The organism is Aeromonas veronii (assembly GCF_040215105.1).
In the GTDB taxonomy this organism is placed as follows: Bacteria; Pseudomonadota; Gammaproteobacteria; order Enterobacterales; family Aeromonadaceae; genus Aeromonas; species Aeromonas veronii_G.
This window is the reverse complement of record NZ_CP157875.1, coordinates 4,041,866-4,063,531: the sequence shown is the minus strand read 5'-3', so window position 1 is coordinate 4,063,531 and position 21,666 is coordinate 4,041,866. Positions and strand designations below refer to the sequence as shown.

Sequence of the window (21,666 nt, the reverse complement as noted above, 5' to 3'; positions counted from 1 at the left end):
GACATGGAGTGTCCCGTATGAAATGGATTATCCCCGCCTGCATGGTGGCACTGATCAGTGCCCCGTTGCAGGCTTCCCAGCTGTCCAGCTATATCACCAGCCCTGATCTCAAGTCCAAGTTGCAGGAAGTCTACGGCGCTCGGGCGCTGCAGCGGGCGGAGGCGTTTTCTCGCTTGCTCAGCCCGCGGGCGGGCACGACGGATCAGCAGAAACTGGAGCTGGTGAACAACTACTTCAACAACCTGACCTATAGCGAGGATCCCAGGTTATGGGGAGAGGAAGACTACTGGGCCAATCCGCTGGAGTTTATCGGAGCCCGTGGTGGGGATTGCGAGGATTACAGTATCTCCAAGTACTACACCCTGATGGAGCTGGGGGTGGATGAGAAGAAGCTGCGGCTGGCCTATGTGAAGGCCATTCGATACAACCAGTTTCACATGGTGACGCTTTACTTTCCTACCGCCAAATCTGACCCTCTGGTCCTCGACAACATCAATGGCCGCATCCTGCCGGGCAGCAAAAGAAACGACTTGCAGCCGGTTTACAGTTTTGATGCCAAGAGCATCTGGGTGATGAAGTCCCGGCGCGAAGGCACCCTGGCGGGGAGCGCCGATCGCCTGACCCAGTGGACTTCGATGCAGAGCCGCTTCTCCAGCGAGCATCTGCGTGCCCCCCGCCGTCAGCTATAACTTGCCCGCCGCTTTCAACTCCTCAAAGTACCTTGCCGCGCCCGGATGCTGACTGATGCTCAGCACCGGGCCGACTTTATTGCGCGCCTTGTGGAACAGGTTGGCGTAACCGTACGTCTGCTCGTTGAAGCTGGTCTGCTGGCTCAACATGGCCTTGGTCAGGCGGTAGACATCCCCATCCGGCATGCTGGCATTGGTCACCAGGGTGGCGGCGATGGCGAAGGTGGGAGTGGCCTTGAGATTGCCCGGGTAGATGCGGGCCGGCACCTGGCTGCGCTGGTAATACTTGACCCCCTGCAGCAGCTGATCACGAACGGGGCCATCGATGGACAAGAAGCGGATGGCGCAACGCTTCGAGGTGTCCAGCACGATGCGATTCGGATGGCCCATCACCAGCCCGAAGGCGTCGATCTGCTTGCTGCACAGGGCTTCGGCCTGGTTGGCCACGCTTTTCAGATCGAGGTCTTGCTCGGTGGCGCCGAGTAAAGAGAACAATGCCAGTGCCGTCTGACGGGTGCCAGAGTGCTTCAACCCCATGTCGATGGGGGCCAGTTTGAGTTGTTCCAGCTTGGTGATGTCACCATCGGCCCGCACCACTATGGTGAAAGGCTCGGCATGGGTGGCGAACAGAGCACGCAGTTCGGGCTGGGGTTGTTTGGCAAAGGGGCCGCTGCCGTGGCTGGCCTGATAGAGCCAGTCGGATTGCACCAGTGCATAGGGGCTTTCCCCTGCCTGCAACTGCCGTAGATTCTCGATGGAACCTGAGCTGGCCTGCGGCTTGCATTGGAGGCCGGGGTCGCTCTTGTTGGCCAGACGGCAGAACTCCTTGGTGACCTGATAATAAATCCCCTGCTCGCCACCGGTACCGATGGACACGGTCTGGGCATGAGAGGCAGACGCCAGGAGCAGGGGGAACAGCAACAGGGAACGTTTCATGATGCCTCCTGGCTGGCATAGCCATCGATGCCCCAACTGCGCAAGGTGCCCATATCCGTTACCTCGCTGGCTTCTGCCAGCAGGGTGTATCCGGAGGCGTGCAGGCACTGGGAAAGCAGGTTCCAGTACAGAGGGGCGTCGGTGAGCTGGCAACTGATGAACACGGGTTTGACGGGGTCGAGCCTGGTCAGGTTGTCGTTGTTCATGGGGACATTGCTGAAGGCCATCTCGACCCCCTGAGCCGCCAGGGCCGACAGTCTCTCCTCGGCAAGGGGAGGGAAGTTTGGCTGATCCCAGCGCCAGTCCAGGGTCTTGCCCTTGCCGCTGGCCAGTGTGGACGAGAACTGTGCCCAGTCTGGGTGGGCGAGCAGGCTGAGAGGAAGCTGTATCCCCTCCGTCTTTTGTGCGAGCCAGTGGTTGAGCAGCGCCCGGATCTCGTCAGGTGAACTGTCCGCACTCGGTGGGTTTTGCGGGAGCAGGCGGCTGTAGAGCCGGATATCCCCCTGGGTAGAGACGAAATGCTGCAGATGCATGTCGCCCGGGGTCTGTGTCAGTCCCATCAGCGGTTGGCTGCTTTGACCCTCGTGTTGCTTGCCGAGCTGGGTGATCTTGAGCCGTTGCTGCAGCAGATCCCGCTTGCGTTCGGAGACCAGCTGGTTGATGGAGGAGACGACCTCCCGCAACTCTCTCAGCCAGGGGATGGGCAGGTTGCCACTGAACTGGCGCTGGCGCACCTGCAACAATTGCAGGTTCACCTGCTCGAGAGGACGTAACAGCCGGTTGCATACCCACTGGATGATGAGGGTCAGCACCAGCAGGCCGCCGAGCAGGGCCAGCCCGGTGCGGCTGATGGCGTTCCACAGATGCTGGTAGGCATAGCCCTTGTGCCCCTCGAGGGTAAGGGTGCCGAGAATGCGCCAACCATCGGTGAGCTCTTGCTCCACCTTGATCGGTGGCATGGCAATGAGGCTCGGCAGCCAGGCGGGGATGTTCTGTTGCGCGGTGTGGAATGCCTTCTGGAACAGCAGTTGGCCGTCCGGATCCAGCAGGGTGACCGAGCTGACGAAACCGCCGTCAAACATGGCATTGACGATGGTTTCTGCCAGCACCTTGTCGTCATTGAGCAGGGTGCCTTGCAGCACCAGGCCGAGGGCGGTGATGGCCGTCTCCAGGTTGGCGGACATCTGGTCGAGGATGGATTGCCGCACCGTGGTGATCTCCAGCATGAACAGCAGGATGGCGCCAATGGTGAACAGGATCAGGATGATTACGTTTAACAATTTTGCTAATGACATATCCACTCCATGGAAATGTTCTTGCAACATTTGGTTGCTCTTGAGCGACGACAACCGGATCGGGTTCTTAAAAATAGAAAGAAATGTCTGAAACTGGCGATCATTTCTGCCAATACAGGAAGGTTATGCATAAAATGTGGGGTTCGTGCATATAGCTATGAACTTTTTGTAAGTATTTAGGTCTAATTGCCAGATGCACGGTTTTCATAATAAAAAATCATAAAGACAGACACACAACTACCACCCTTAGATCTAATGACAGGATAGCGGATGAAACGTCTCCGTCCCTTGGTAGCGCAGGCTGCCAACTGGGAACCCCCGGTTCCCCGCAAGCATTTTTATGCCATGTTACTGCTCACGGCCATGACGCTGTCGGCGGTAGCCGTATTGCCAGCCCCCGGTGACATCCTGGAGCGGCCACTGCGTCTCGAGTTGCCCATCGCTACCCCGGGCACCGCGACCAACGAAGATAACACCGATTTTAACGATATCCCGGACCACGAACTGGTGGAGGCGGCCGCCCCGGAGGATGACATCCCGGCGGATGTGACTCCCCAGTGGCAGGATTACCGGGTGCGCAACGGTGAAAACCTGACGGCCATCTTCAACAATCTGGGGCTTTCCACCACCACCCTCTACAAGGTGCTGGATGCGGATGCCAAGAATCATCTGGCCCGTCTCAAGCCTGGCCAGACCATAGAGTTGCTGATCGATCAGGACAACATACTGCAGCAGCTCAAGATCCGCCTGAACATCAAGCAGACTCTGGTGCTGGAGCGCACCGATGACACCTACAGCGCCAACATGCTCAACGAGAAGGTGGAGTGGCAGAAGAAGAGTTATGACGGTGTCATCAATGGCAGTTTCTATGTCAGCGCCCGCAATGCCGGCATCCCGGCCAACCATATCCAGAAGATTGCCAACCTGTTCCAGTGGCGGATGAACTTCGCGAAAGATCTGCAAAAAGGTGACAAATTCAAGGTGCTGGTGCGTCAGGAGACGGTCGAGGGCAAGAGCACGGGCAACACCCAGCTGCTGGGTGTCGAGGTGTTCAGCCAGGGCAAGGCGGTGTCTGCCTGGCTGTCGGAGGACGGCAACTACTATGACGGTCAGGCGAACAGCTTGGAGCGTGGTTTCCGCCGTTATCCGACCCACAGCCGCTACCGGATCAGCTCGAACTTCAACCCGGCCCGGCGCCACCCCATCACGGGTCAGGTCCGCCCCCACGAGGGCACCGACTTCGCCCTGCCGGTGGGCACCGCAGTGATGGCTACCGGTGATGGCGTGGTGCTCAAGGCGACCCGTCACCCGCTGGCTGGCACCTATGTGGTGATCAAGCACGGCCGCACCCTGATGACCCGCTACCTGCACCTGAGCAAGTTGCTGGTGAAACCCGGTCAGAAGGTGAAGATGGGTGACAAGATTGCTCTCTCCGGCAATACCGGGCGCTCCACGGGGGCCCACTTGCACTACGAGGTGCGGATCAACAACCGTCCGGTGAACCCCATGACGGTCAAGTTGCCCATGGCTGAACCGCTCTCCGGCAAGGAGAAGCGTCAGTTCCTCGCCAAGGTGAAGAGCTATCGCCAGGAGATGGAGGCGGGTTGAGTCTCTTTCTTGTCCAGATAGCAAAAGGCCCCGCCATCATGGCGGGGCCTTTTTCATGGACCGGACTCAGTAACCCTTGTCGAAGTCGATGCGCCCATCGAGCTGCTGGCCGTCGATGAAGCGGATGTAGTTGCGGATGAAGATCTGGGCCACATCTTCCGGGAAGCTGTAGGCGCTGTTGTGGGGCGTGATGATGAGATTGGGCTGATGCCAAAGGGGACTGGTGGGAGCCAGGGGCTCCTGCTCGAACACATCCAGCACGGCGGTGGCGAGCTTGCCGTTTTGCAGGGCCGCCAGCAGGTCTCCCTCGTGTACCGCATTGCCCCGGCCGACGTTGAAGAAGATGGCGCCCGGCTTGCAGTGGTTGAAGCGATCGGTGGTGAACAGGTGGCGGGTTTCCCGGGTCGCCGGCAACACGCTGACGATGACGTCGGCCTGGGCCAGCATCTTGTTCAGCGCCGGCAGCTGATACACCTGATCGAAACCCGCCCGCTCACGACCGCTATGGCTGATGCCGAGTACACGCATGCCGAAGTGTTTGCCGGTGTGAGCGATGTGCTGGCCTATGCTACCGGTGCCGAGCAGCAACAGGGTCTTGCCCTTGAGCCCCTGATAAGGCTGGCTCTGCCACAGCTGCTGTTGCTGCTGTTCACGGTAGAGGGGCAGATGACGGGTCAGGCTCAGAAGGTGGCCAAACACATACTCGCTCATCAGGGGGCCGAAGATGCCGCGCACATTGGTGAGCAGGTAGTCCCGGCGACAGCTGGCATCCAGCAGCACATCGACCCCGGCGTAGGTGGATTGCAACCAGCCGAGCTTGCCGGCCTTGGGCAACAGGGGTTTGGCGCGAGCCGGCTCGGCCATCAGGATGTGTGCCTCACCGATGAGCCGTTCGGCTTCGCTCTGGTTGTCGGCCCGCAGAATGCGCAGATGGGGGAGGTGAGCGGCCTTGAGCAGGCGCTCGTAATGGGCGTTGTCCTGGCTGAGCAGAAGCAGGGTACGTTGGCTCATACTCTTGTTCCTTATCATGTTTATGGCACGGCAAAGGGGGATCTGTTCCCATCTTACCCCAGTTGATCGGGCAAGATAGCCGAGCAGGGTGCTTTTTCGTTTTCGCCAGCCCCCTCGTGGGCTACAATCTGCCCCACATTTTGCAAAGGATCAGACTCCAGTGTTTGGTGACAAGTTTTATAAGCGACTGGCCGAGCTGCAGCCTTGGCAGCAGACCGTCTACACCCTGGCGCTGGCAGAGCGCATGTACCCCAACTATGTGCTGTTTTCCCAGGCGTCCGGTTTCGGCGATGCCAGGGCATTTCGTCACGCGCTGGATCAGATGTGGAACTACCTCACGGTAAAGGGTTCCCGGGTCAATCTGGGGGCCATTCTGGAGGCGTTCGAGATCTACATTCCCGAGCCCAGCAAGTTTGAATCCTATGGCGCCTATCCGGCACTGGATGCCTGCGTCGCACTGGGCTGCGCCTACAACTCGGTAATTTGCCGGGTGGGCGAAGAAGCCACGGATGCCAGTCACGCGTCTGTGGGCACCGTAGCCGGCTTCATCGAGATGCTGGAAGAGCGCGACCTGACCGATGAGGAACTCTACGAGCACGAGTACATCGAGGCCGAGCTGGAGTTTCAGGTCGAACTGCTCAAGCGCGTGGCCTTCGAGCGCGACAGCGACCGCATCCTGGCCATCCGCGAGTTTGCCGCCCAGGGCGGCGTCTCCAACATCGGTATCAGCCTGGACGAGTGATACGAGTGCGGCGCCTTCCGCGCCTGCCCATAAAAAAAGCTCCCGAATGGGAGCTTTTTTTATGCCCGCTCCTCGGTGAGGGGCCTGACGCTCAGCACTGGTGCGGCGTCGATGCCATCGGCATTCATCATGGAGGAGATCCGCTGCAGGGAGGAGAGCAGCAGGGTCTGTTCCCAGGTTTCCAGAGCCTGGAAGCGCAGGATGAAGCTCTCTTGCAGCGGGGTCGGCGCCTGTTCCAGCAGGGCTCGGCCCGCGTCAGTCAGCGTCGCATGTACCTTGCGCTTGTCGGTCTCGCTGCGGATCCGTTGCACCAAGTGGCGGCTCTCGAGCCGATCCATGATGGTGGTGGCGGTGGCCTGGCTCATGTTGGTGTGATCCGCCAGCTGGCGCATGGAGATCTGCCCCAGATCGTCTATCCCCTTGAGCAGCAGGAGCTGTGGTGAGGTCAGCCCGGCTTCCTTGATCAAGCGTTTGGAGTGCATATCGATGGCACGGATGATCTGGCGCAGGGCGACCAGCACTTCATCATGTTTTTCCACTGGGGTCCGGCTCATGGCCTGGTAGTTGAGAGGCGCAAGATTTTCCGCCTAATTCCACACAAGGTCAATATGGTTTTTGGTCTAATAGTTTCTGCTCTAACTAATTTTGTGTTAGGTTATCCCGCTGTTTTCGAAATTTAATCCGATCTTTGAGGAGCGAAATGATGCAGAACGACCTGGATATCAAGTCCCTTGTGAACGAGCTACGGGTAGTCAGAGTTCGCTATGAACTGCCAGATACCTCGGCATTCGTGCGTTACCAGCCCGCCTATGACGAAGACCCGAACAACCTCAAGGTGCATCACTACGATGGTGAGTTGCCCCTCTCTTGCAGCAACACCGGTGCTTTCAGCTTAAAGGAATTGGTGAACGAACTGCGCTATGCCTATGTGCTGGTACACCTCTTCCCCGACGAGAGCGCCATGAACTTCTACCTGGCGGGCCTGGACAACGGCTTGGCCCAACTTGAATTCATCGGCGGCTCCTACGATTTCAACCGGCTCTGGATCACCAGCGGCGTCTCCAGCCTGGGGGTTCCCATGGCCATCTTCCTCGGCAAGCGCCATGCGGTGAACGGTCAACCGTCGGTCAGCCTGGTGGATCACCGTGAACAGGTGGCGGGCCGTCTGGTCTATCGCGCCATCGGCGGGGCGGGCGATCACGTCGGCGAAGATTTTTTCAACCATGACTAAGGAGGCCAGATGAGAGCAACCAAAGGGCTGTTGAAAGGCCTCAATCCCACCATGGCCATGACGGCCCTGACCGTCGTGACCCTGTTCCTGCTGTTCGGCGTCTTCGATCCTGATACCGCGGGGACCTGGTTTACCGGCGCCAAAGACACCATCATTGCCGGCTTCAAGTGGTACTACATCCTGGTAGTCGCCCTGTTTCTGTTCTTCGCCGTCTATCTGATGTTCAGCCGCTTTGGCAGCATCCGGCTGGGCGACGACGACCAGGTACCGGAATTTGGCTACTTCGCCTGGTTCTCCATGTTGTTCAGTGCCGGCATGGGCATAGGTCTGGTGTTCTGGAGCATCGCCGAGCCCATGTATCACCTGCAGAGCAATCCCTTCATCACCGAGGGGATGACCCCGGAGGCGGCCCAGATCGCCATGCGCCTCACCTTCTTCCACTGGGGCCTGCATCCCTGGGCCATCTATGTGATCGTCGGTCTCTCGCTGGCGTTCTTCAGCTACCGCCGCAAGTTGCCACTGGCGATCCGCTCCGTGCTCTATCCCATCCTCGGTGAGCGCATCTACGGCTTCTGGGGCCACGCGGCCGACGTGCTGGCGGTGTTCGGCACCGTGTTCGGGGTGGCGACTTCCCTGGGACTGGGGGTCTCCCAGATGAATACGGGTCTGAACCAGCTGTTTGGCATGGGGGTCTCCCAGACCAACCAGCTCTGGCTCATCGGCGGCATCAGCGTTATTGCTACACTTTCCGCCATCTCCGGGGTGGGGCGCGGGGTGAAGATCCTCTCCGAACTCAACATCTGGCTCAGCGTCTTCGTGCTTGCCCTCTTCCTCGCACTGGGGCCGACCACCTATCTGCTCAACGCCTATGTGCAGAACATCGGTGACTACCTGCAAAACATCGTCAAGCTGAGCTTCTGGACCAATACCGAGGCCAACGGCACCTCGGCCTGGCAGTCCAGCTGGACCGCCTTCTACTGGGGCTGGTGGATTGCCTGGGCACCCTTTGTCGGCATGTTCATCGCCCGCATCTCCAAGGGCCGTACCATCCGCGAGTTCGTGCTCGGCGTCCTGCTGGTGCCCTCCCTGCTCGGCATGCTCTGGCTCACCGTGTTCGGTGGCACCGCCATGCACCTCGAGCTGTTCGGCAGCGGTGGCGTGGTCGAAGCGGTCAACCAGGATGTGACCCTGGCCCTCTACAAGACGGTGGAGCTGCTGCACTGGGATACCTTCGGCTGGATCGCCAAAGGGGTACTGACCCTGCTCATCTGCACCTACTTCATCACCTCCAGCGACTCGGGCACGCTCGTGATCACGACACTGCTCTCCATCGGTGATCAGGATCCCCCCGTGCTGCACCGCGCCATCTGGGGTCTGGGTCAGGGACTGGTGGCGGCCATACTGCTGGTGTCCGGCGGCCTGGCGGCTCTGCAGGCGGCCAGCATCATAGCGGCGCTGCCCTTCTCCCTGATCATGCTGGCCATGTGCTACTCCCTGATGCTGGGTTTGAAGCAAGAGAGTCAGCGCCAGTTCGAGTACCGGCAGAACCTCAAGCGTCACGACGGCTCCTCCCACCTGAGCCTGATTGACCGGATTGGTCCGGCCTAAGCCAAACCGACCGATGGCAAGCCATTGAACGGAAAATAAAAAAGGGAACCTCGCGGTTCCCTTTTTTCATGGCTGTCGTTCGGCGCCGGTTACAGCAACTGCTTGAGGCGATAGAGCAGATCCAGTGCCTGACGGGGGCTGAGCTCATCCGGGCGCACAGCTGCCAGCTCTTCCACCACGGGGTGGGGCTGGGGCGTCAGCACGACCGGGGCCGGGCGTGCCTCGCCGGCGGGGGCCGGCGTGGCGCTCTCCAGCTCGGCCAGCTTGTGGCGAGCCTGATGGATCACCGATTTGGGCACTCCTGCCAGCGCCGCCACCTGCAGACCGTAGGAGCGGCTGGCCGCCCCCTCCTGCACCGCGTGCATGAAGGCGATGGTGTCTCCGTGTTCCACCGCATCCAGATGGACGTTGGCCAGCCCCTCCATCAGCGCGGGCAGCTGGGTCAGCTCGAAGTAGTGGGTCGCGAACAGGGTGTAGGCGCCTATCTTGCTCGCCAGCTGCTCGGCACAGGCCCAGGCTAAGGAGAGGCCGTCGTAGGTGCTGGTGCCGCGGCCGATCTCGTCCATCAGCACCAGGCTGCGGGCGGTGGCGTTGTTGAGGATGTTGGCGGTCTCGGTCATTTCCACCATGAAGGTGGAACGGCCGGAAGCCAGGTCATCCGAGGCCCCGATGCGGGTGAAGATGCGGTCGATGGGGCCGATGCGGGCGCTGCTCGCGGGCACATAGGCGCCGATGTGGGCCAGCAGCACGATGAGCGCCGTCTGGCGCATGTAGGTGGATTTACCCCCCATGTTCGGGCCCGTGATGATCAGCATGCGGCGACTGCGCTGCAGGTTGATCGGGTTGGCGATAAAGGGATCCGTCATCACCTGTTCCACCACGGGGTGGCGACCCGCCTCGATCAGGATCTGATCCTCCTCGGTCAGGGTGGGGCAGCGGTAGTCCAGGGTCTCGGCCCGCTCTGCCAGGTTTGACAGCACGTCCAGCTCCGCCAGCGCGGCGGCGGACTCCTGCAGTTCGCCGAGGTGGGGCAACAGGGCGTCGAGCAACTCCTCGTAGAGACGCTTCTCCAGCGCCAGCGCCTGGGCCTGGGCGGTGAGCACCTTGTCCTCGTACTTCTTGAGCTCATCGATGATGTAGCGCTCGTTGTTCTTGAGGGTCTGGCGGCGGATGTAGTGGGTGGGCACCAGGTGGCTGTTGGCACGGCTCACCTCGATGTAGAAACCGTGCACCTTGTTGTAGCCCACCTTGAGGGTATTGATGCCGGTGAGGGCCTTCTCCCGCTCCTCGATGCGGGCGAGGCTCGCGGTGGCGCCGTTGGCGAGATCCCGCAGCTCGTCCAGCTCCTGGTTGAAACCATCGCGGATGACGCCGCCATCGCGGATCAGCACCGGCGGCACCTCCATCACGGCGCGCTCCAGCAGCTCAAGCAGCTCGGGGAAGGTGCTTGCCCGTTCGCTCAGCTGCTGCACGGCCTCGTGTTCGCTGTCCGCCAGCAGCCGTTGCAGCTCGGGCAGTTGGCCGAAGGCCTGGCGCAGCCGGGTGAGATCGCGGGGACGGGCACTGCGCAGGGCCAGACGCGCCAGCACCCGCTCCACGTCGCCGACCTGGCGCAGCAGGCCGCCCAGTTCGTCGTAGAGGTTCTGCTCGATGAGCTCGGCGATGGTGCTCTGGCGCCCCTTGAGGATCACCCGATCCCGGATCGGCTGGTGGATCCAGCGCTTGAGCAAGCGGCTGCCCATGGGGGTGGCGGTCCTGTCCAGCACTTCGGCGAGCGTATTGTCATAACCGCCCGCCAGGTTCTGGGTCAGTTCCAGGTTGCGGCGGGTGGCGGCATCCATGATGACGGCGTGATCCGGCTGCTCCAGTCGCACACCGCGAATGTGGGGCAGGGCGGTGCGCTGGGTGTCCTTCACGTACTGCATCAGACAGCCGGCGGCGCACAGGGCGGTCTCGCTCTGTTCGACCCCGAAGCCCACCAGATCCTGGGTGCCGAACTGCTGGCACAACAGCTTGCGAGCTGTACCCAGCTCGAACTCCCACTCCGGGCGGCGGCGCAGGCCGCGGCGGCCCTCGACGTGGTGCAGGAACTCGAAGGATTCCGGGTAGAGCAGCTCGGCCGGGTTGGTGCGTTGCAGCTCCGCCAGCAGGGTCTCTTCCTTGTCGAACTGATTGATGAAGAAGCGGCCGGAGCCGATGTCCAGGGTGCCGTAGCCGAAGCGGCGGCCATCGTGATAGACGGCGGCGATCAGGTTGTCCTGGCGTTCACTGAGCAGCGCCTCGTCGGAGACGGTGCCCGGGGTGATGATGCGTACCACCTTGCGCTCCACCGGCCCCTTGCTGGTGGCGGGATCCCCCACCTGCTCACAGATGGCGGCAGACTCGCCGAGCTGCACCAGCTTGGCCAGATACCCCTCGATGGCATGATAGGGCACCCCGGCCATGGGGATGGGGCTGCCGGCGGACTGGCCGCGCTTGGTCAGGGAGATGTCGAGCAGCTGGGAGGCCTTGCGGGCATCGTCATAGAAGAGCTCGTAGAAGTCGCCCATCCGGTAGAACAGCAGGATCTCCGGGTTCTCGGCCTTGAGAGTCAGGTACTGCTGCATCATGGGGGTGTGGGCGCTGAGGGTGGCGCCGCTGACTGGGTGCTGTGCTGTCATGTGCTATTCCAGAAGGTGCTCTGGCAGGGAAGCGTCTGCCATCTTGGGTCTGAATCTGGCAGCCATTCTACATGCTCGGGGGCGGATGGTGAGGGGGAATCTCCGTCTTGGGGGCAAACCCGGCGTCTTGACCGGGTTGGTGCGCCCTGACGCAGTGAGCTGGCTGGACTGGGGAGGACTCGGGTGGCGGGAAGAGACGGGGATAGACAACATCCCCGTCTGGCAACGGGGATGGGAGGGCATCGCCCTTAGTACATGGCTTCACCGCCGCTCAGCATCTCGTGCAGCTTGGCTTTTTGCTCGGCAGTCAGCACCTTGCTCACCTCGAACAGGTAGTGGGCGCGGTAGTAGCGAGCCTCGGCCTGGACGTTGCTGATGGTCTGCAGCTGTTTCTTGGCTGCTGCTTCATCCCACTTGCCGCTCTTGATCATGTTGACGATGACATCCTGACCGATGGCATCGAGCTTGACGGAGCTGAGCTCCTTGGCCGCCTGCTCCCGCAGCCCCTTGATCTGTTCAACCTGGGCGCTGGAGAGGTTCAGCTCCTGGGCCAGGGTGGTCTCGGTTTGCAGCTCGGGAGCGCTCTCGGCGGCGAAGGCCTGGCTGCTCACACAGATAGCCAGCGCGGCCATGGCAACTTTAAACTGATGCTTCATCTGTTCTTCTCCATGTTTTCATCGGAAGGTATTCATCAAGTGGATGCCGCTCCAACGGCGGCGCCCGTTGATTATAGAGAGCCCCCATGTACTGAAGCTTAAGCGCGGACCATTTGCCAGGGCGCTCGTCTGGTGAATGGCCACCGGCGCCTGAACCAGGCTGACGCAGGGGGCCCCTCGCGGGTTGTCCCCAGGCAGGGGCAATTGCATAATGAGCCCCATATTCAGCCCGCAAGGGGCCAACGAGGGCATGACGATGGGGCTTGATACAGAGATCGCCCGCCTCTCCCTGGAACTGGGCGAGGCGCTGACGGCACGGGGCTGGCTGGCCACGACCGCGGAGTCCTGTACCGGCGGCGGCGTGGCCACCGCCATCACCGATATCGCCGGCAGCTCGGGCTGGTTTGACCGGGGCTTTGTCACCTACACCAACGAGGCCAAGCAGCAGATGCTGGGCGTCAGCATCGACAGTCTGCTGCGTCACGGCGCCGTCAGCGAGACCGTGGTGCTGGAGATGGCGCGGGGAGCCCTGGCCCGCTCCGATGCGGGCATCAGCGTTGCCATCAGCGGCATCGCCGGCCCGGGTGGCGGCAACGATGACAAACCGGTGGGTACCGTCTGGTTCGCCTGGGCGGACAAGAGCGGCCGCCAGCACTCCCTGCTGGCCCGCTTCGACGGCGACCGCCAGCAAGTGCGAGAACAGGCCGTCAGACAGGCGCTCTCCGGCTTGTTGGCCCTGCTCAGATAATTTGGGCTTGATACTGTATACATAAACAGTATACTTAGCCCAACTTCATTTCTTACCACGATTCCCAGCGGAGATTGGCATGGATCAGAACAAACAGAAGGCACTGGCGGCTGCGCTGGGGCAGATCGAGAAGCAGTTCGGCAAGGGCTCCATCATGCGTCTGGGCGACAGCAAGACCATGGACATCGAAGCCATCTCCACCGGTTCTCTCTCCCTGGACGTGGCGCTGGGGATCGGCGGTCTGCCCTGTGGCCGTATCGTCGAGATCTACGGTCCGGAATCCTCCGGCAAGACGACCCTGACCCTGCAGGTGATCGCGGAAGCCCAGAAGAAAGGCAAGACTTGTGCATTCGTCGATGCGGAGCACGCCCTGGATCCCATTTATGCTGCCAAGCTCGGTGTAAACGTCGATGATCTGCTGATTTCCCAGCCTGACACAGGCGAACAGGCTCTCGAAATCTGCGACATGCTGGTGCGCTCCAATGCCGTCGACGTCATCATCGTCGACTCCGTGGCCGCCCTGACGCCGAAGGCCGAAATCGAAGGCGAGATGGGGGATTCCCACGTCGGTCTGCAGGCTCGTCTGATGTCCCAGGCCCTGCGCAAACTGACCGCCAACATCAAGAATGCCAACTGCCTGTGCATCTTCATCAACCAGATCCGGATGAAGATCGGCGTCATGTTCGGCAGCCCCGAGACCACCACAGGTGGTAACGCCCTGAAGTTCTACGCCTCCGTGCGTCTCGACATCCGTCGTACCGGCGCCATCAAGGAAGGGGACGAAGTGGTCGGCAACGAGACCCGCGTCAAGGTCGTCAAGAACAAGGTGGCGCCTCCCTTCAAGCAGGCCGAGTTCCAGATCTTCTACGGGGCCGGTATCTCCAAGGAAGGCGAGCTGGTGGACCTAGGCGTCAAGCACAAGCTGATCGACAAGGCTGGCGCCTGGTACAGCTACAACGGCGAGAAGATCGGTCAGGGCAAGGCCAACGTGATGAAGCTGTTCTCCGAGAACAAGGCGATGGCGGCTGAGGTGGAAGCCCGTCTGCGCGAACTGCTGCTGTCGGGTGCCATCCCGCAGGACGGCAAGGCCGAGGTGGCCGAGGCCGATGAGTTCGAGCCCGAAAACGAGCAAGAGTTCGAATAACAAAGAGGCCGGGTTGATACCCGGCCTTCTCATTTATGGTCGATACCCCCATGTCAGAACCCGCAGATAACCCACTCCCCGAGCCCACCTTTGAAGAGCAGTTTGCCGCGGCGCGCGCCTTCGCCATGCGCAGTCTGGCGCGGCGGGAGAGTGCCGAGTCCGAGCTGGCGAACCGGCTGCGCAAGCAGGGCTTTACGGACGCCGTGATCGAGGCTGTTCTCGACTATTGTCGTGAGCATCGCTGGGTCGACGACGAGCGCTACGGCGCCATGGCGGTGCGGGCCGGGGCAGCCAAGGGCCATGGCCCCATCAAGATCCGCTTCGAGCTGCGTCGCAAGGGGCTGGACGACAACCAGATAGAGGCGGCGTTCGAGCAACCTGAGCTGGATTGGTTCGAATTGGCGGCCGAGCTGTTGCAGCGCCGCGCCAGGGCAACGGATTTCGCGGATTTCAAGTTGCGCATGAAGTGGCTCAAGTACCTGCTGGGCCGTGGTTTCAATCAGGATCAGGCCCGCTATGCCATCGCCGTCATGCAGGGCCAGGAGGAATAAGCGCCAAAGTGTGGCGCCTCTTCGGATCTGACAGCCTCGGGCCTGGAGGGCGCCGCCTTTTTAGCACCTGAGTGGGTGTCCCGAGCCCCTGATGCCAACGTGGCGATGCTCCCCAATCCGTCGAAAATGGTCACCGCCGACTGACGCTGGCCGGGACACTCGTTTAGTATTTTCCCCTGATTTCCCCCTGTGGCACGCCGCCGTCACCAAGGGCTCGCCTGCACCCTTCCCGAACGGGGCTTTTTCACCCATCAGGGGCTGGTACGTTTTACTTTACCCCGCAGAAAACTTACATTATTGCGATTAAAAGTCCGTATCCGAATCAAGCAGGATTTTCCATGTATATGTCCACGTCTGAGTTACGCGCCGCGTTTCTCGAGTATTTCCGCTCCCAGGGGCACCAGGTTGTCTCCTCCAGCTCCCTGGTTCCTCATAACGACCCGACTCTGCTGTTCACCAACGCAGGGATGAACCAGTTCAAGGACGTGTTCCTTGGCGCAGACAAGCGTGCCTATCATCGTGCCACCACGGCCCAGCGCTGCGTACGGGCCGGCGGCAAGCACAATGACCTGGAAAACGTGGGCTATACCGCCCGTCACCACACCTTCTTCGAGATGCTGGGCAACTTCAGCTTCGGTGACTACTTCAAGCAGGACGCCATCCGTTTTGCCTGGGAATTCCTGACCGGTACCCTCAAGCTGCCCAAAGAGCGCCTGCTGGTGACCGTGTACGAGACGGACGACGAAGCATTCAACATCTGGGCCAAGGAAATCGGGGTTCCCGCCGATCGCATCGTGCGCATCGGTGACAACAAGGGCGCGGCCTTTGCTTCCGATAACTTCTGGCAGATGGGTGACACCGGCCCCTGCGGCCCCTGCACCGAGATCTTCTATGACCACGGCGACCACATCCAGGGTGGCCCTCCCGGCTCCCCGGACGAAGACGGCGACCGCTTCATCGAGATCTGGAACGTGGTCTTCATGCAGTTCAACCGTCAGGCCGACGGCACCATGGAGCCGCTGCCCCGCCCGTCCGTGGATACCGGCATGGGCCTTGAGCGCATCTCCGCCATCCTGCAGGGGGTGCACTCCAACTACGAGATCGACATCTTCCAGGCGCTGATCAAGAAGGCCGCCGAGATCGTCGGTACCGAGGATCTGAGCAACCAGTCCCTGCGCGTCATCGCCGACCACATCCGCTCCTGCGCCTTCCTGGTGGCCGACGGTGTCATGCCGTCCAACGAGGGCCGTGGCTATGTGCTGCGCCGCATCATCCGCCGCGCCGTGCGCCACGGCCGCAAGCTGGGTGCCACCGAGGTGTTCTTCTACAAGCTGGCCGCCGAGCTGGCGGTGCAGATGAATGATGTGGCCGCCGAGCTGATCGCCCAGCTGCCCCTGGTGGAGCGCGTGCTGCGCATCGAGGAAGAGCAGTTCGTCCGCACCCTTGACCGCGGCCTGCTGCTTCTGGAAGACGTGCTGGCCAACCTGGGGGACGCCAAGGTGATCCCGGGCGAGGTGGTGTTCAAGCTTTATGACACCTACGGCTTCCCGGCCGACCTCACCGCAGACGTGGTGCGTGAGCGCGAGATCGGCATCGACGAGGAAGGCTTCCACGTCGAGATGGCCAAACAGCGCGCCCGTGCCAAGGAGGCTTCCAGCTTCGGCGTGAACTACAACGAGGTCTTGAAACTCGACTTCGAGACACCATTTACCGGTTACAAGCAGCTCAGCGAAAAGACCACCGTCGTCGGCATCTACAAGGATGGCGTCGAGGTGAATGGCCTGATCGCCGGTGAAGAGGCCGTGGTGGTACTGGCCGAGACCCCCTTCTACGCCGAGTCCGGTGGCCAGGTGGGTGACAGCGGCGTGCTCAAGGTGGACGACGGCATCTTCGCCGTGACCGATACCCAGAAGGCGGGCAAGGCCATCATCCACAAGGGTTATCTGGAGCTGGGTACCCTGGAGAAGGGTGCCGAGGTCGAAGCCGAGGTCGATGGCGAGCGCCGTCAGGCCGTGGCCCTGAACCACTCCGTGACCCACCTGCTGCACGCGGCCCTGCGCCAGGCGCTGGGGGATCACGTGACCCAGAAGGGGTCACTGGTGGGAGCAGAGCGCATGCGCTTCGACTTCTCCCACTTCGAAGGCCTGACCATGGCAACCATTCGTCGCATCGAGGAGCTGGTCAACGCCCAGATCCGCGCCAACCACGACGTCACCACCCAGGTCATGGATCTGGAGGCTGCCAAGTCTGCCGGTGCCATGGCACTGTTTGGCGAGAAGTATGAAGACGACGTGCGCGTGGTGCGCATGGGCGATTACTCCACCGAGCTGTGTGGCGGTACTCACGCCAAGCGTACCGGTGACATCGGCTTCTTCAAGATCATCGCCGAGAGCGGCATCGCCGCCGGGGTGCGTCGCATCGAAGCGGTGACCGGCAAGGGTGCCATCGACTTCATGCACCAGCTGGGCGAACAGATCGAAGAGGCGGCCGCCCTGGTGAAGGGGGATCAGTTCTCCATCGCCGACAAGGTGCGCCAGCTGATGGACAAGGCCAAGCTGATGGAGCGCGAGCTGGAACAGCTCAAGGCCAAGCTGGCCGCTCAGGCGGGCAGCGACCTGCTGAGCCAGGTGATCGAGATCAATGGTCAGAAGGTGCTGGTTGCGGCGCTGGATGGCGCGGATCCCAAGTCCCTGCGCGGCATGCTGGACGAACTGAAGAACAAGATGAAATCCGGTGTCGTGCTGCTGGCGACCAGCAGCGACGACAAGGTCAATCTGATCGCCGGTGTCACCAACGACCTGACTGCCAAGGTAAAAGCGGGCGAGCTGGTCAACCTGGTGGCCCAGCAAGTGGGCGGCAAGGGCGGTGGTCGTCCCGACATGGCGCAGGCAGGGGGCACCCAGCCAGAGGCCGTGCCGGCGGCACTGCAATCCGTACACTCCTGGCTGGAAGAGCGCCTGTAAACGGGCGAGGTGATCTGTGGCACTCTATGTACAGAAGTACGGCGGCACCTCGGTCGGCACGCTGGAAAGAATAGCGGCAGTCGCCGAACGGGTGAGCCTGACCCGCGCCCAGGGGCATGACGTGGTGGTGGTGGTTTCCGCCATGTCGGGTGAGACCAACCGGTTGCTGGGCATGGCCCAGCAGCTGGATCCGGATGCCAACCGGCGGGAGATGGATGTGCTGGTCTCCACCGGTGAGCAGGTCACCATAGCGCTGCTGGCCATCGCATTGAACCAGCGGGGGTGTCCCGCGGTCTCAATGACCGGTGATCAGGTGCGCATTCACACCGATTCCGCCTATGGCAAGGCGCGCATCACCCACATCGATACCGAACAGGTGCAGGATGCACTGGGGGCGGGCAAGGTGGTGGTGATCGCCGGTTTCCAGGGCCGTGATGAACATAACGCCATCACTACCCTGGGCCGTGGCGGCTCGGATACCACAGCGGTGGCGGTGGCGGCAGCCATCAAAGCCGATGAATGCCAGATCTTTACCGATGTGGATGGGGTCTATACCACGGATCCGCGCATCGAGCCCAAGGCCAGGCGGCTCTCCACCATCACCTTCGAGGAGATGCTGGAGATGGCGAGTCTGGGGGCCAAGGTGCTGCAGATCCGTTCGGTGGAATTCGCGGGCAAGTACCGCGTACCGCTGCGGGTGCTGTCGAGCTTTGTCGACGGAGAGGGAACCTTAATCACATACGGAGGTGAGAGAATGGAAGCACCCCTGGTTTCCGGCATTGCGTTCAACCGCAACGAGGCCAGTCTGACCATTCTGGGTGTGCCGGACAGACCCACGGTGGCGGCGCAGATCCTGAATCCGATCAGCGATGCCAACATAGATGTCGACATGATAGTGCAGAACACCATGGGGGATGGCACCGCCGATTTCACCTTTACGGTGAATCGCGATGACTACCGCCGGGCCCGCGCCCTGCTGGAGGAGACCGCCACCGAGTTGGGGGCCGCCTGCGTACAGGGCAACGGGGAGATCGCCAAGGTCTCCATCGTCGGGGTTGGCATGTGGAATCACCCTGGTGTCGCGCGCACCATGTTCAAGGTATTGGGCGAGGAGGGGATCAACATGCAGTTGATTTCCACCTCTGAAATCAAGATATCCGTGGTGATTGACGAGAAGTACCTGGAGCTGGCGGTGCGTTCGTTGCACTCCGCTTTCGGGTTGGATCAAGAGCCGCATGAGCAGCCCTTGGGGAACAATCCCTGATTGATTTAGTTTCAACCATTTACCATATCGGTATCTTTGTAAGATAATGGCTATATCGATATAAATACAAAACAGGATACAGGAGCAAGCGAATGCTTATTTTGACTCGTCGTGTAGGGGAAACCCTGATGATTGGTGACGAAGTGACCGTGACCGTTCTGGGCGTGAAAGGCAATCAGGTACGTATCGGTGTGAACGCGCCGAAAGAGGTCTCTGTACACCGTGAAGAGATCTACATGCGGATACAGGCCGAGAAAGTACCGGGTCAACCGAACTTCTAAGCCGCATCTCTAAGCTGCTATAAGGCGACATCTCATGTGTCGCCTTTTGTTTTTCCGGGCCCCCTAAAAGGCCCGCCAGGGCACGAAAGTTGTGGGTAAATACCCATTTTGCTTGAATATTCCACTCTTTGGCCAAATGCTGAGCGAACGCTCTGTTTTCTCCAAAAAAGTGTTTGACTAAAAATCCCTGTGAAGTATTATCAGCCCCGCAAACGGAGAGGTGGCCGAGAGGCTGAAGGCGCTCCCCTGCTAAGGGAGTATGCGGCTTATACCCGCATCGGGGGTTCGAATCCCCCCTTCTCCGCCATTTGCGCCCGTAGCTCAGCTGGATAGAGTACCTGGCTACGAACCAGGTGGTCAGAGGTTCGAATCCTCTCGGGCGCACCATATTCGACTCACGATGAGTCATGTATCGACCTTCAGCACGTCGGTACGCTATAAAAGGCTTACTGTTGAGTAAGCTTTTTTTATCGCTTTAAATCAGGGCGCCCGTAGCTCAGCTGGATAGAGTACCTGGCTACGAACCAGGTGGTCAGAGGTTCGAATCCTCTCGGGCGCACCATTTAAAGTGAAATCAATAATTTATGAGCGCCCGTAGCTCAGCTGGATAGAGTACCTGGCTACGAACCAGGTGGTCAGAGGTTCGAATCCTCTCGGGCGCACCATTTTATAAAGCAATGTCAAAGTTTGTGAGCGCCCGTAGCTCAGCTGGATAGAGTACCTGGCTACGAACCAGGTGGTCAGAGGTTCGAATCCTCTCGGGCGCACCATTTTAAGAAGCAATGTCAAAAGTTGATGAGCGCCCGTAGCTCAGCTGGATAGAGTACCTGGCTACGAACCAGGTGGTCAGAGGTTCGAATCCTCTCGGGCGCACCATATAGACAGCTCCGACTCCGGTCGGGGCTGTTTTTTTATGTGCCAAAAACCGACTTCAGCATGCAGATATGCTGCCATTTCTACATTTACCTCTCTTTCTCTCTGCCTTATTGGTCCCTTCGTCGGCTGCTCGGCACCTCCCGGCGCCGCATTACGCGCCCGCCATGGCCACTCTGAGCGTCTCTTGTTCCCAACCCTGTGTGCAGGTGCCCCTTTCCAAGGCGTGGCGCCAGCAGGCATGAGGAACCCGTGAGCCCATCCTGGCGAGTGACCCGTCGTCTCTTGATCATCGGTGGTGCCAGACATGCCTGGCCCTGAGGCATCTGTTGTCTTGTCAGGCGCTGGCATCCCTTTGGAGAATGGTACTGGCGGGGGGCCGCTGTGAGCGGCCTCCATGACTGCGTTGGCTCAACCATCCCCTGGAGCGGTTCAGACAGTTCGGGATCACGAGACCGTCCGGGATCACGAATCCCGGCCAATAAAAAAGGATGCCTCGGCATCCTTTTGTCATCGGGTGGGGCTCAGCTCTTGAGCCACTTGCGAATGCGGTTGGCATCGCCGATGGGGGTGCGCTTGCCCACCGAGTTGAGCAGCACGATGGCCAGCTCCTGGCGATCCGGCTTGGCGCGCATCAGCAGGCAGCGGCCCGCCTCGTCGGTGTAACCGGTCTTGGAGAGGCGTACATCCCAGTCCGGATTCTTCACCAGGGGATTGGTGTTGTTGAACATCAGGCTGTAGGAGGGGTTGGAGAAGCGCATCTCCATGCTGTCGTTCTGGGTGAACTGGCGGATCAGCGGCTGGCGATAGGCCACCGAGATGAGCTTGGCCAGATCCTGGGCGGTGGAGACGTTGCGGGTCGACAGGCCGGTGGAGTCATAGTAGCGGGTATTGCGCATGCCAAGCTGCTTGGCCTTGTTGTTCATGGCCCGTACGAAGGCGGCGCGGCCACCGGGGTAGTGGCGGGCCAGTGCCGAGGCCATGCGATTCTCGGAGGACATCAGCGCCAGGTGCAGGGCATCCCGGCGACTCACCTTGGTACCGAAGCGCACTCGGGAGTAGGTATGCTTGAGGTTATCCCTGTCGTTCTGATCCACGGTCAGGGTCTGGCTCAGGTTCTGCTTGGCATCCAGTACCACCAGGGCCGTCATCAGCTTGGTGAGGGAGGCGATGGGGCGCACCTGGGTGGGGTTCTTCTGGTAGAGGGTCTTGCCCGTGTTGACGTCCATCACCAGGGCGCTGCCCGATTTCAGCTGCAGCTTGGCCGGGTTGGGGGCCGCCATGGCTGCGGGCAGCCCCAACAGGCTCATCAGGCCACACACCAGCGCGATTGCGCGAATCCGACACCCCATACAACGACTCCATCCACGGCGAAAAAAAAGGCGCTAGATTCACTCATTTTTGCC

General features: G+C 60.8%; 18 protein-coding genes and 6 tRNA genes. 17 read left to right on the top strand and 7 right to left on the bottom strand.

Features of this window, described 5'->3' with window-relative positions; genetic code table 11:
• Positions 1-17 precede the first annotated feature (17 nt).
• Entirely contained in the window at positions 18-689 is a 672-nt protein-coding gene (locus ABNP46_RS18760) for a transglutaminase-like cysteine peptidase (protein WP_349919819.1), read from the top strand.
• On the opposite strand, the gene ABNP46_RS18755 is transcribed toward ABNP46_RS18760, so the two are convergent.
• Both ABNP46_RS18755 and ABNP46_RS18750 read right to left on the bottom strand, forming a co-directional pair.
• Positions 684-1,625 (bottom strand): TAXI family TRAP transporter solute-binding subunit, encoded by a 942-nt coding sequence (locus ABNP46_RS18755; RefSeq protein WP_349919817.1) that lies wholly within the window; start codon positions 1,623-1,625, stop codon positions 684-686. The genes ABNP46_RS18760 and ABNP46_RS18755 overlap by 6 nt on opposite strands.
• Entirely contained in the window at positions 1,622-2,920 is a 1,299-nt protein-coding gene (locus tag ABNP46_RS18750; protein WP_349919815.1) for a LapD/MoxY N-terminal periplasmic domain-containing protein, read from the bottom strand. The genes ABNP46_RS18755 and ABNP46_RS18750 overlap by 4 nt, the downstream gene beginning before the upstream one ends.
• 270 nt (positions 2,921-3,190) lie before the next feature.
• Here ABNP46_RS18750 and mepM point away from each other — a divergent pair, with 270 nt between their 5' ends.
• Complete coding sequence (gene mepM, locus ABNP46_RS18745) at positions 3,191-4,528, top strand: murein DD-endopeptidase MepM (protein WP_349919814.1); 1,338 nt, start codon at positions 3,191-3,193, stop codon at positions 4,526-4,528.
• Positions 4,529-4,594: 66 nt separating this feature from the next.
• On the opposite strand, the gene ABNP46_RS18740 is transcribed toward mepM, so the two are convergent.
• On the bottom strand, positions 4,595-5,539 hold the full coding sequence (locus tag ABNP46_RS18740; protein ID WP_349919813.1) for a D-2-hydroxyacid dehydrogenase: 945 nt from the start codon (positions 5,537-5,539) through the stop codon (positions 4,595-4,597).
• Positions 5,540-5,699: 160 nt separating this feature from the next.
• Here ABNP46_RS18740 and ABNP46_RS18735 point away from each other — a divergent pair, with 160 nt between their 5' ends.
• Complete coding sequence (locus ABNP46_RS18735; RefSeq protein ID WP_349919811.1) at positions 5,700-6,281, top strand: YjaG family protein; 582 nt, start codon at positions 5,700-5,702, stop codon at positions 6,279-6,281.
• A 59-nt stretch (positions 6,282-6,340) separates the two neighbouring features.
• Here the strand turns inward: ABNP46_RS18735 and ABNP46_RS18730 are convergent, their stop codons facing one another.
• The gene (locus ABNP46_RS18730; RefSeq protein ID WP_349919810.1) at positions 6,341-6,820 is read right to left on the bottom strand and encodes a MarR family winged helix-turn-helix transcriptional regulator; all 480 of its coding nucleotides are present in this window, start codon (positions 6,818-6,820) and stop codon (positions 6,341-6,343) included.
• 164 nt (positions 6,821-6,984) lie between these two features.
• On the opposite strand from ABNP46_RS18730, the gene ABNP46_RS18725 reads away from it, so the two are divergent.
• Both ABNP46_RS18725 and ABNP46_RS18720 read left to right on the top strand, forming a co-directional pair.
• Positions 6,985-7,512, top strand: coding sequence for a hypothetical protein (locus ABNP46_RS18725; RefSeq protein WP_349922574.1), 528 nt, complete (start codon positions 6,985-6,987; stop codon positions 7,510-7,512).
• Positions 7,513-7,521: 9 nt separating this feature from the next.
• Positions 7,522-9,120, top strand: a complete 1,599-nt coding sequence (locus ABNP46_RS18720) for a BCCT family transporter (RefSeq protein WP_349919808.1) — start codon at positions 7,522-7,524, stop codon at positions 9,118-9,120.
• Between the two features lie 89 nt (positions 9,121-9,209).
• Here ABNP46_RS18720 and mutS read toward each other — a convergent pair whose 3' ends face one another.
• Together mutS and ABNP46_RS18710 are read right to left on the bottom strand one after the other, a co-directional pair.
• Positions 9,210-11,780 carry a DNA mismatch repair protein MutS gene (mutS, locus tag ABNP46_RS18715; RefSeq protein WP_349919806.1) on the bottom strand — a complete coding sequence of 857 codons (2,571 nt, stop codon included), beginning with the start codon at positions 11,778-11,780 and terminating at the stop codon, positions 9,210-9,212.
• A 248-nt stretch (positions 11,781-12,028) separates the two neighbouring features.
• Positions 12,029-12,436, bottom strand: a complete 408-nt coding sequence (locus ABNP46_RS18710; RefSeq protein WP_349919805.1) for a Spy/CpxP family protein refolding chaperone — start codon at positions 12,434-12,436, stop codon at positions 12,029-12,031.
• Positions 12,437-12,692: 256 nt separating this feature from the next.
• Between ABNP46_RS18710 and pncC the strand changes: the two genes are divergently transcribed.
• The 12 genes from pncC to ABNP46_RS18650 all read left to right on the top strand — a co-directional run bounded on the left by pncC (position 12,693) and on the right by ABNP46_RS18650 (position 20,263).
• A complete protein-coding gene (pncC, locus tag ABNP46_RS18705) occupies positions 12,693-13,184 on the top strand; it encodes a nicotinamide-nucleotide amidase (protein ID WP_349922571.1) in 492 nt (163 codons plus the stop codon).
• A 79-nt stretch (positions 13,185-13,263) separates the two neighbouring features.
• Complete coding sequence (gene recA / locus ABNP46_RS18700; protein WP_349919804.1) at positions 13,264-14,328, top strand: recombinase RecA; 1,065 nt, start codon at positions 13,264-13,266, stop codon at positions 14,326-14,328.
• A gap of 35 nt (positions 14,329-14,363) precedes the next feature.
• Entirely contained in the window at positions 14,364-14,879 is a 516-nt protein-coding gene (locus ABNP46_RS18695) for a regulatory protein RecX (protein ID WP_349919803.1), read from the top strand.
• A gap of 338 nt (positions 14,880-15,217) precedes the next feature.
• Complete coding sequence (gene alaS / locus ABNP46_RS18690) at positions 15,218-17,842, top strand: alanine--tRNA ligase (RefSeq protein WP_349919802.1); 2,625 nt, start codon at positions 15,218-15,220, stop codon at positions 17,840-17,842.
• Between the two features lie 16 nt (positions 17,843-17,858).
• Positions 17,859-19,106: an aspartate kinase gene (locus tag ABNP46_RS18685; RefSeq protein ID WP_349919801.1), complete on the top strand. Its 1,248-nt coding sequence runs from the start codon at positions 17,859-17,861 to the stop codon at positions 19,104-19,106.
• Between the two features lie 92 nt (positions 19,107-19,198).
• Positions 19,199-19,387, top strand: a complete 189-nt coding sequence (csrA, locus tag ABNP46_RS18680) for a carbon storage regulator CsrA (RefSeq protein ID WP_005315760.1) — start codon at positions 19,199-19,201, stop codon at positions 19,385-19,387.
• 214 nt (positions 19,388-19,601) lie between these two features.
• Positions 19,602-19,694 (top strand) — tRNA-Ser (locus ABNP46_RS18675).
• A 3-nt stretch (positions 19,695-19,697) separates the two neighbouring features.
• Positions 19,698-19,774 (top strand) — tRNA-Arg (locus tag ABNP46_RS18670).
• Positions 19,775-19,872: 98 nt separating this feature from the next.
• A tRNA-Arg gene (locus ABNP46_RS18665) sits at positions 19,873-19,949 on the top strand.
• A gap of 26 nt (positions 19,950-19,975) precedes the next feature.
• Positions 19,976-20,052: transfer RNA gene (locus ABNP46_RS18660), tRNA-Arg, on the top strand.
• Positions 20,053-20,080: 28 nt separating this feature from the next.
• Positions 20,081-20,157: transfer RNA gene (locus tag ABNP46_RS18655), tRNA-Arg, on the top strand.
• Positions 20,158-20,186: 29 nt separating this feature from the next.
• A tRNA-Arg gene (locus tag ABNP46_RS18650) sits at positions 20,187-20,263 on the top strand.
• A gap of 521 nt (positions 20,264-20,784) precedes the next feature.
• On the opposite strand, the gene pbpG is transcribed toward ABNP46_RS18650, so the two are convergent.
• The gene (gene pbpG, locus ABNP46_RS18645; RefSeq protein WP_349919800.1) at positions 20,785-21,612 is read right to left on the bottom strand and encodes a D-alanyl-D-alanine endopeptidase; all 828 of its coding nucleotides are present in this window, start codon (positions 21,610-21,612) and stop codon (positions 20,785-20,787) included.
• Between the last annotated feature and the right edge of the window lie 54 nt (positions 21,613-21,666).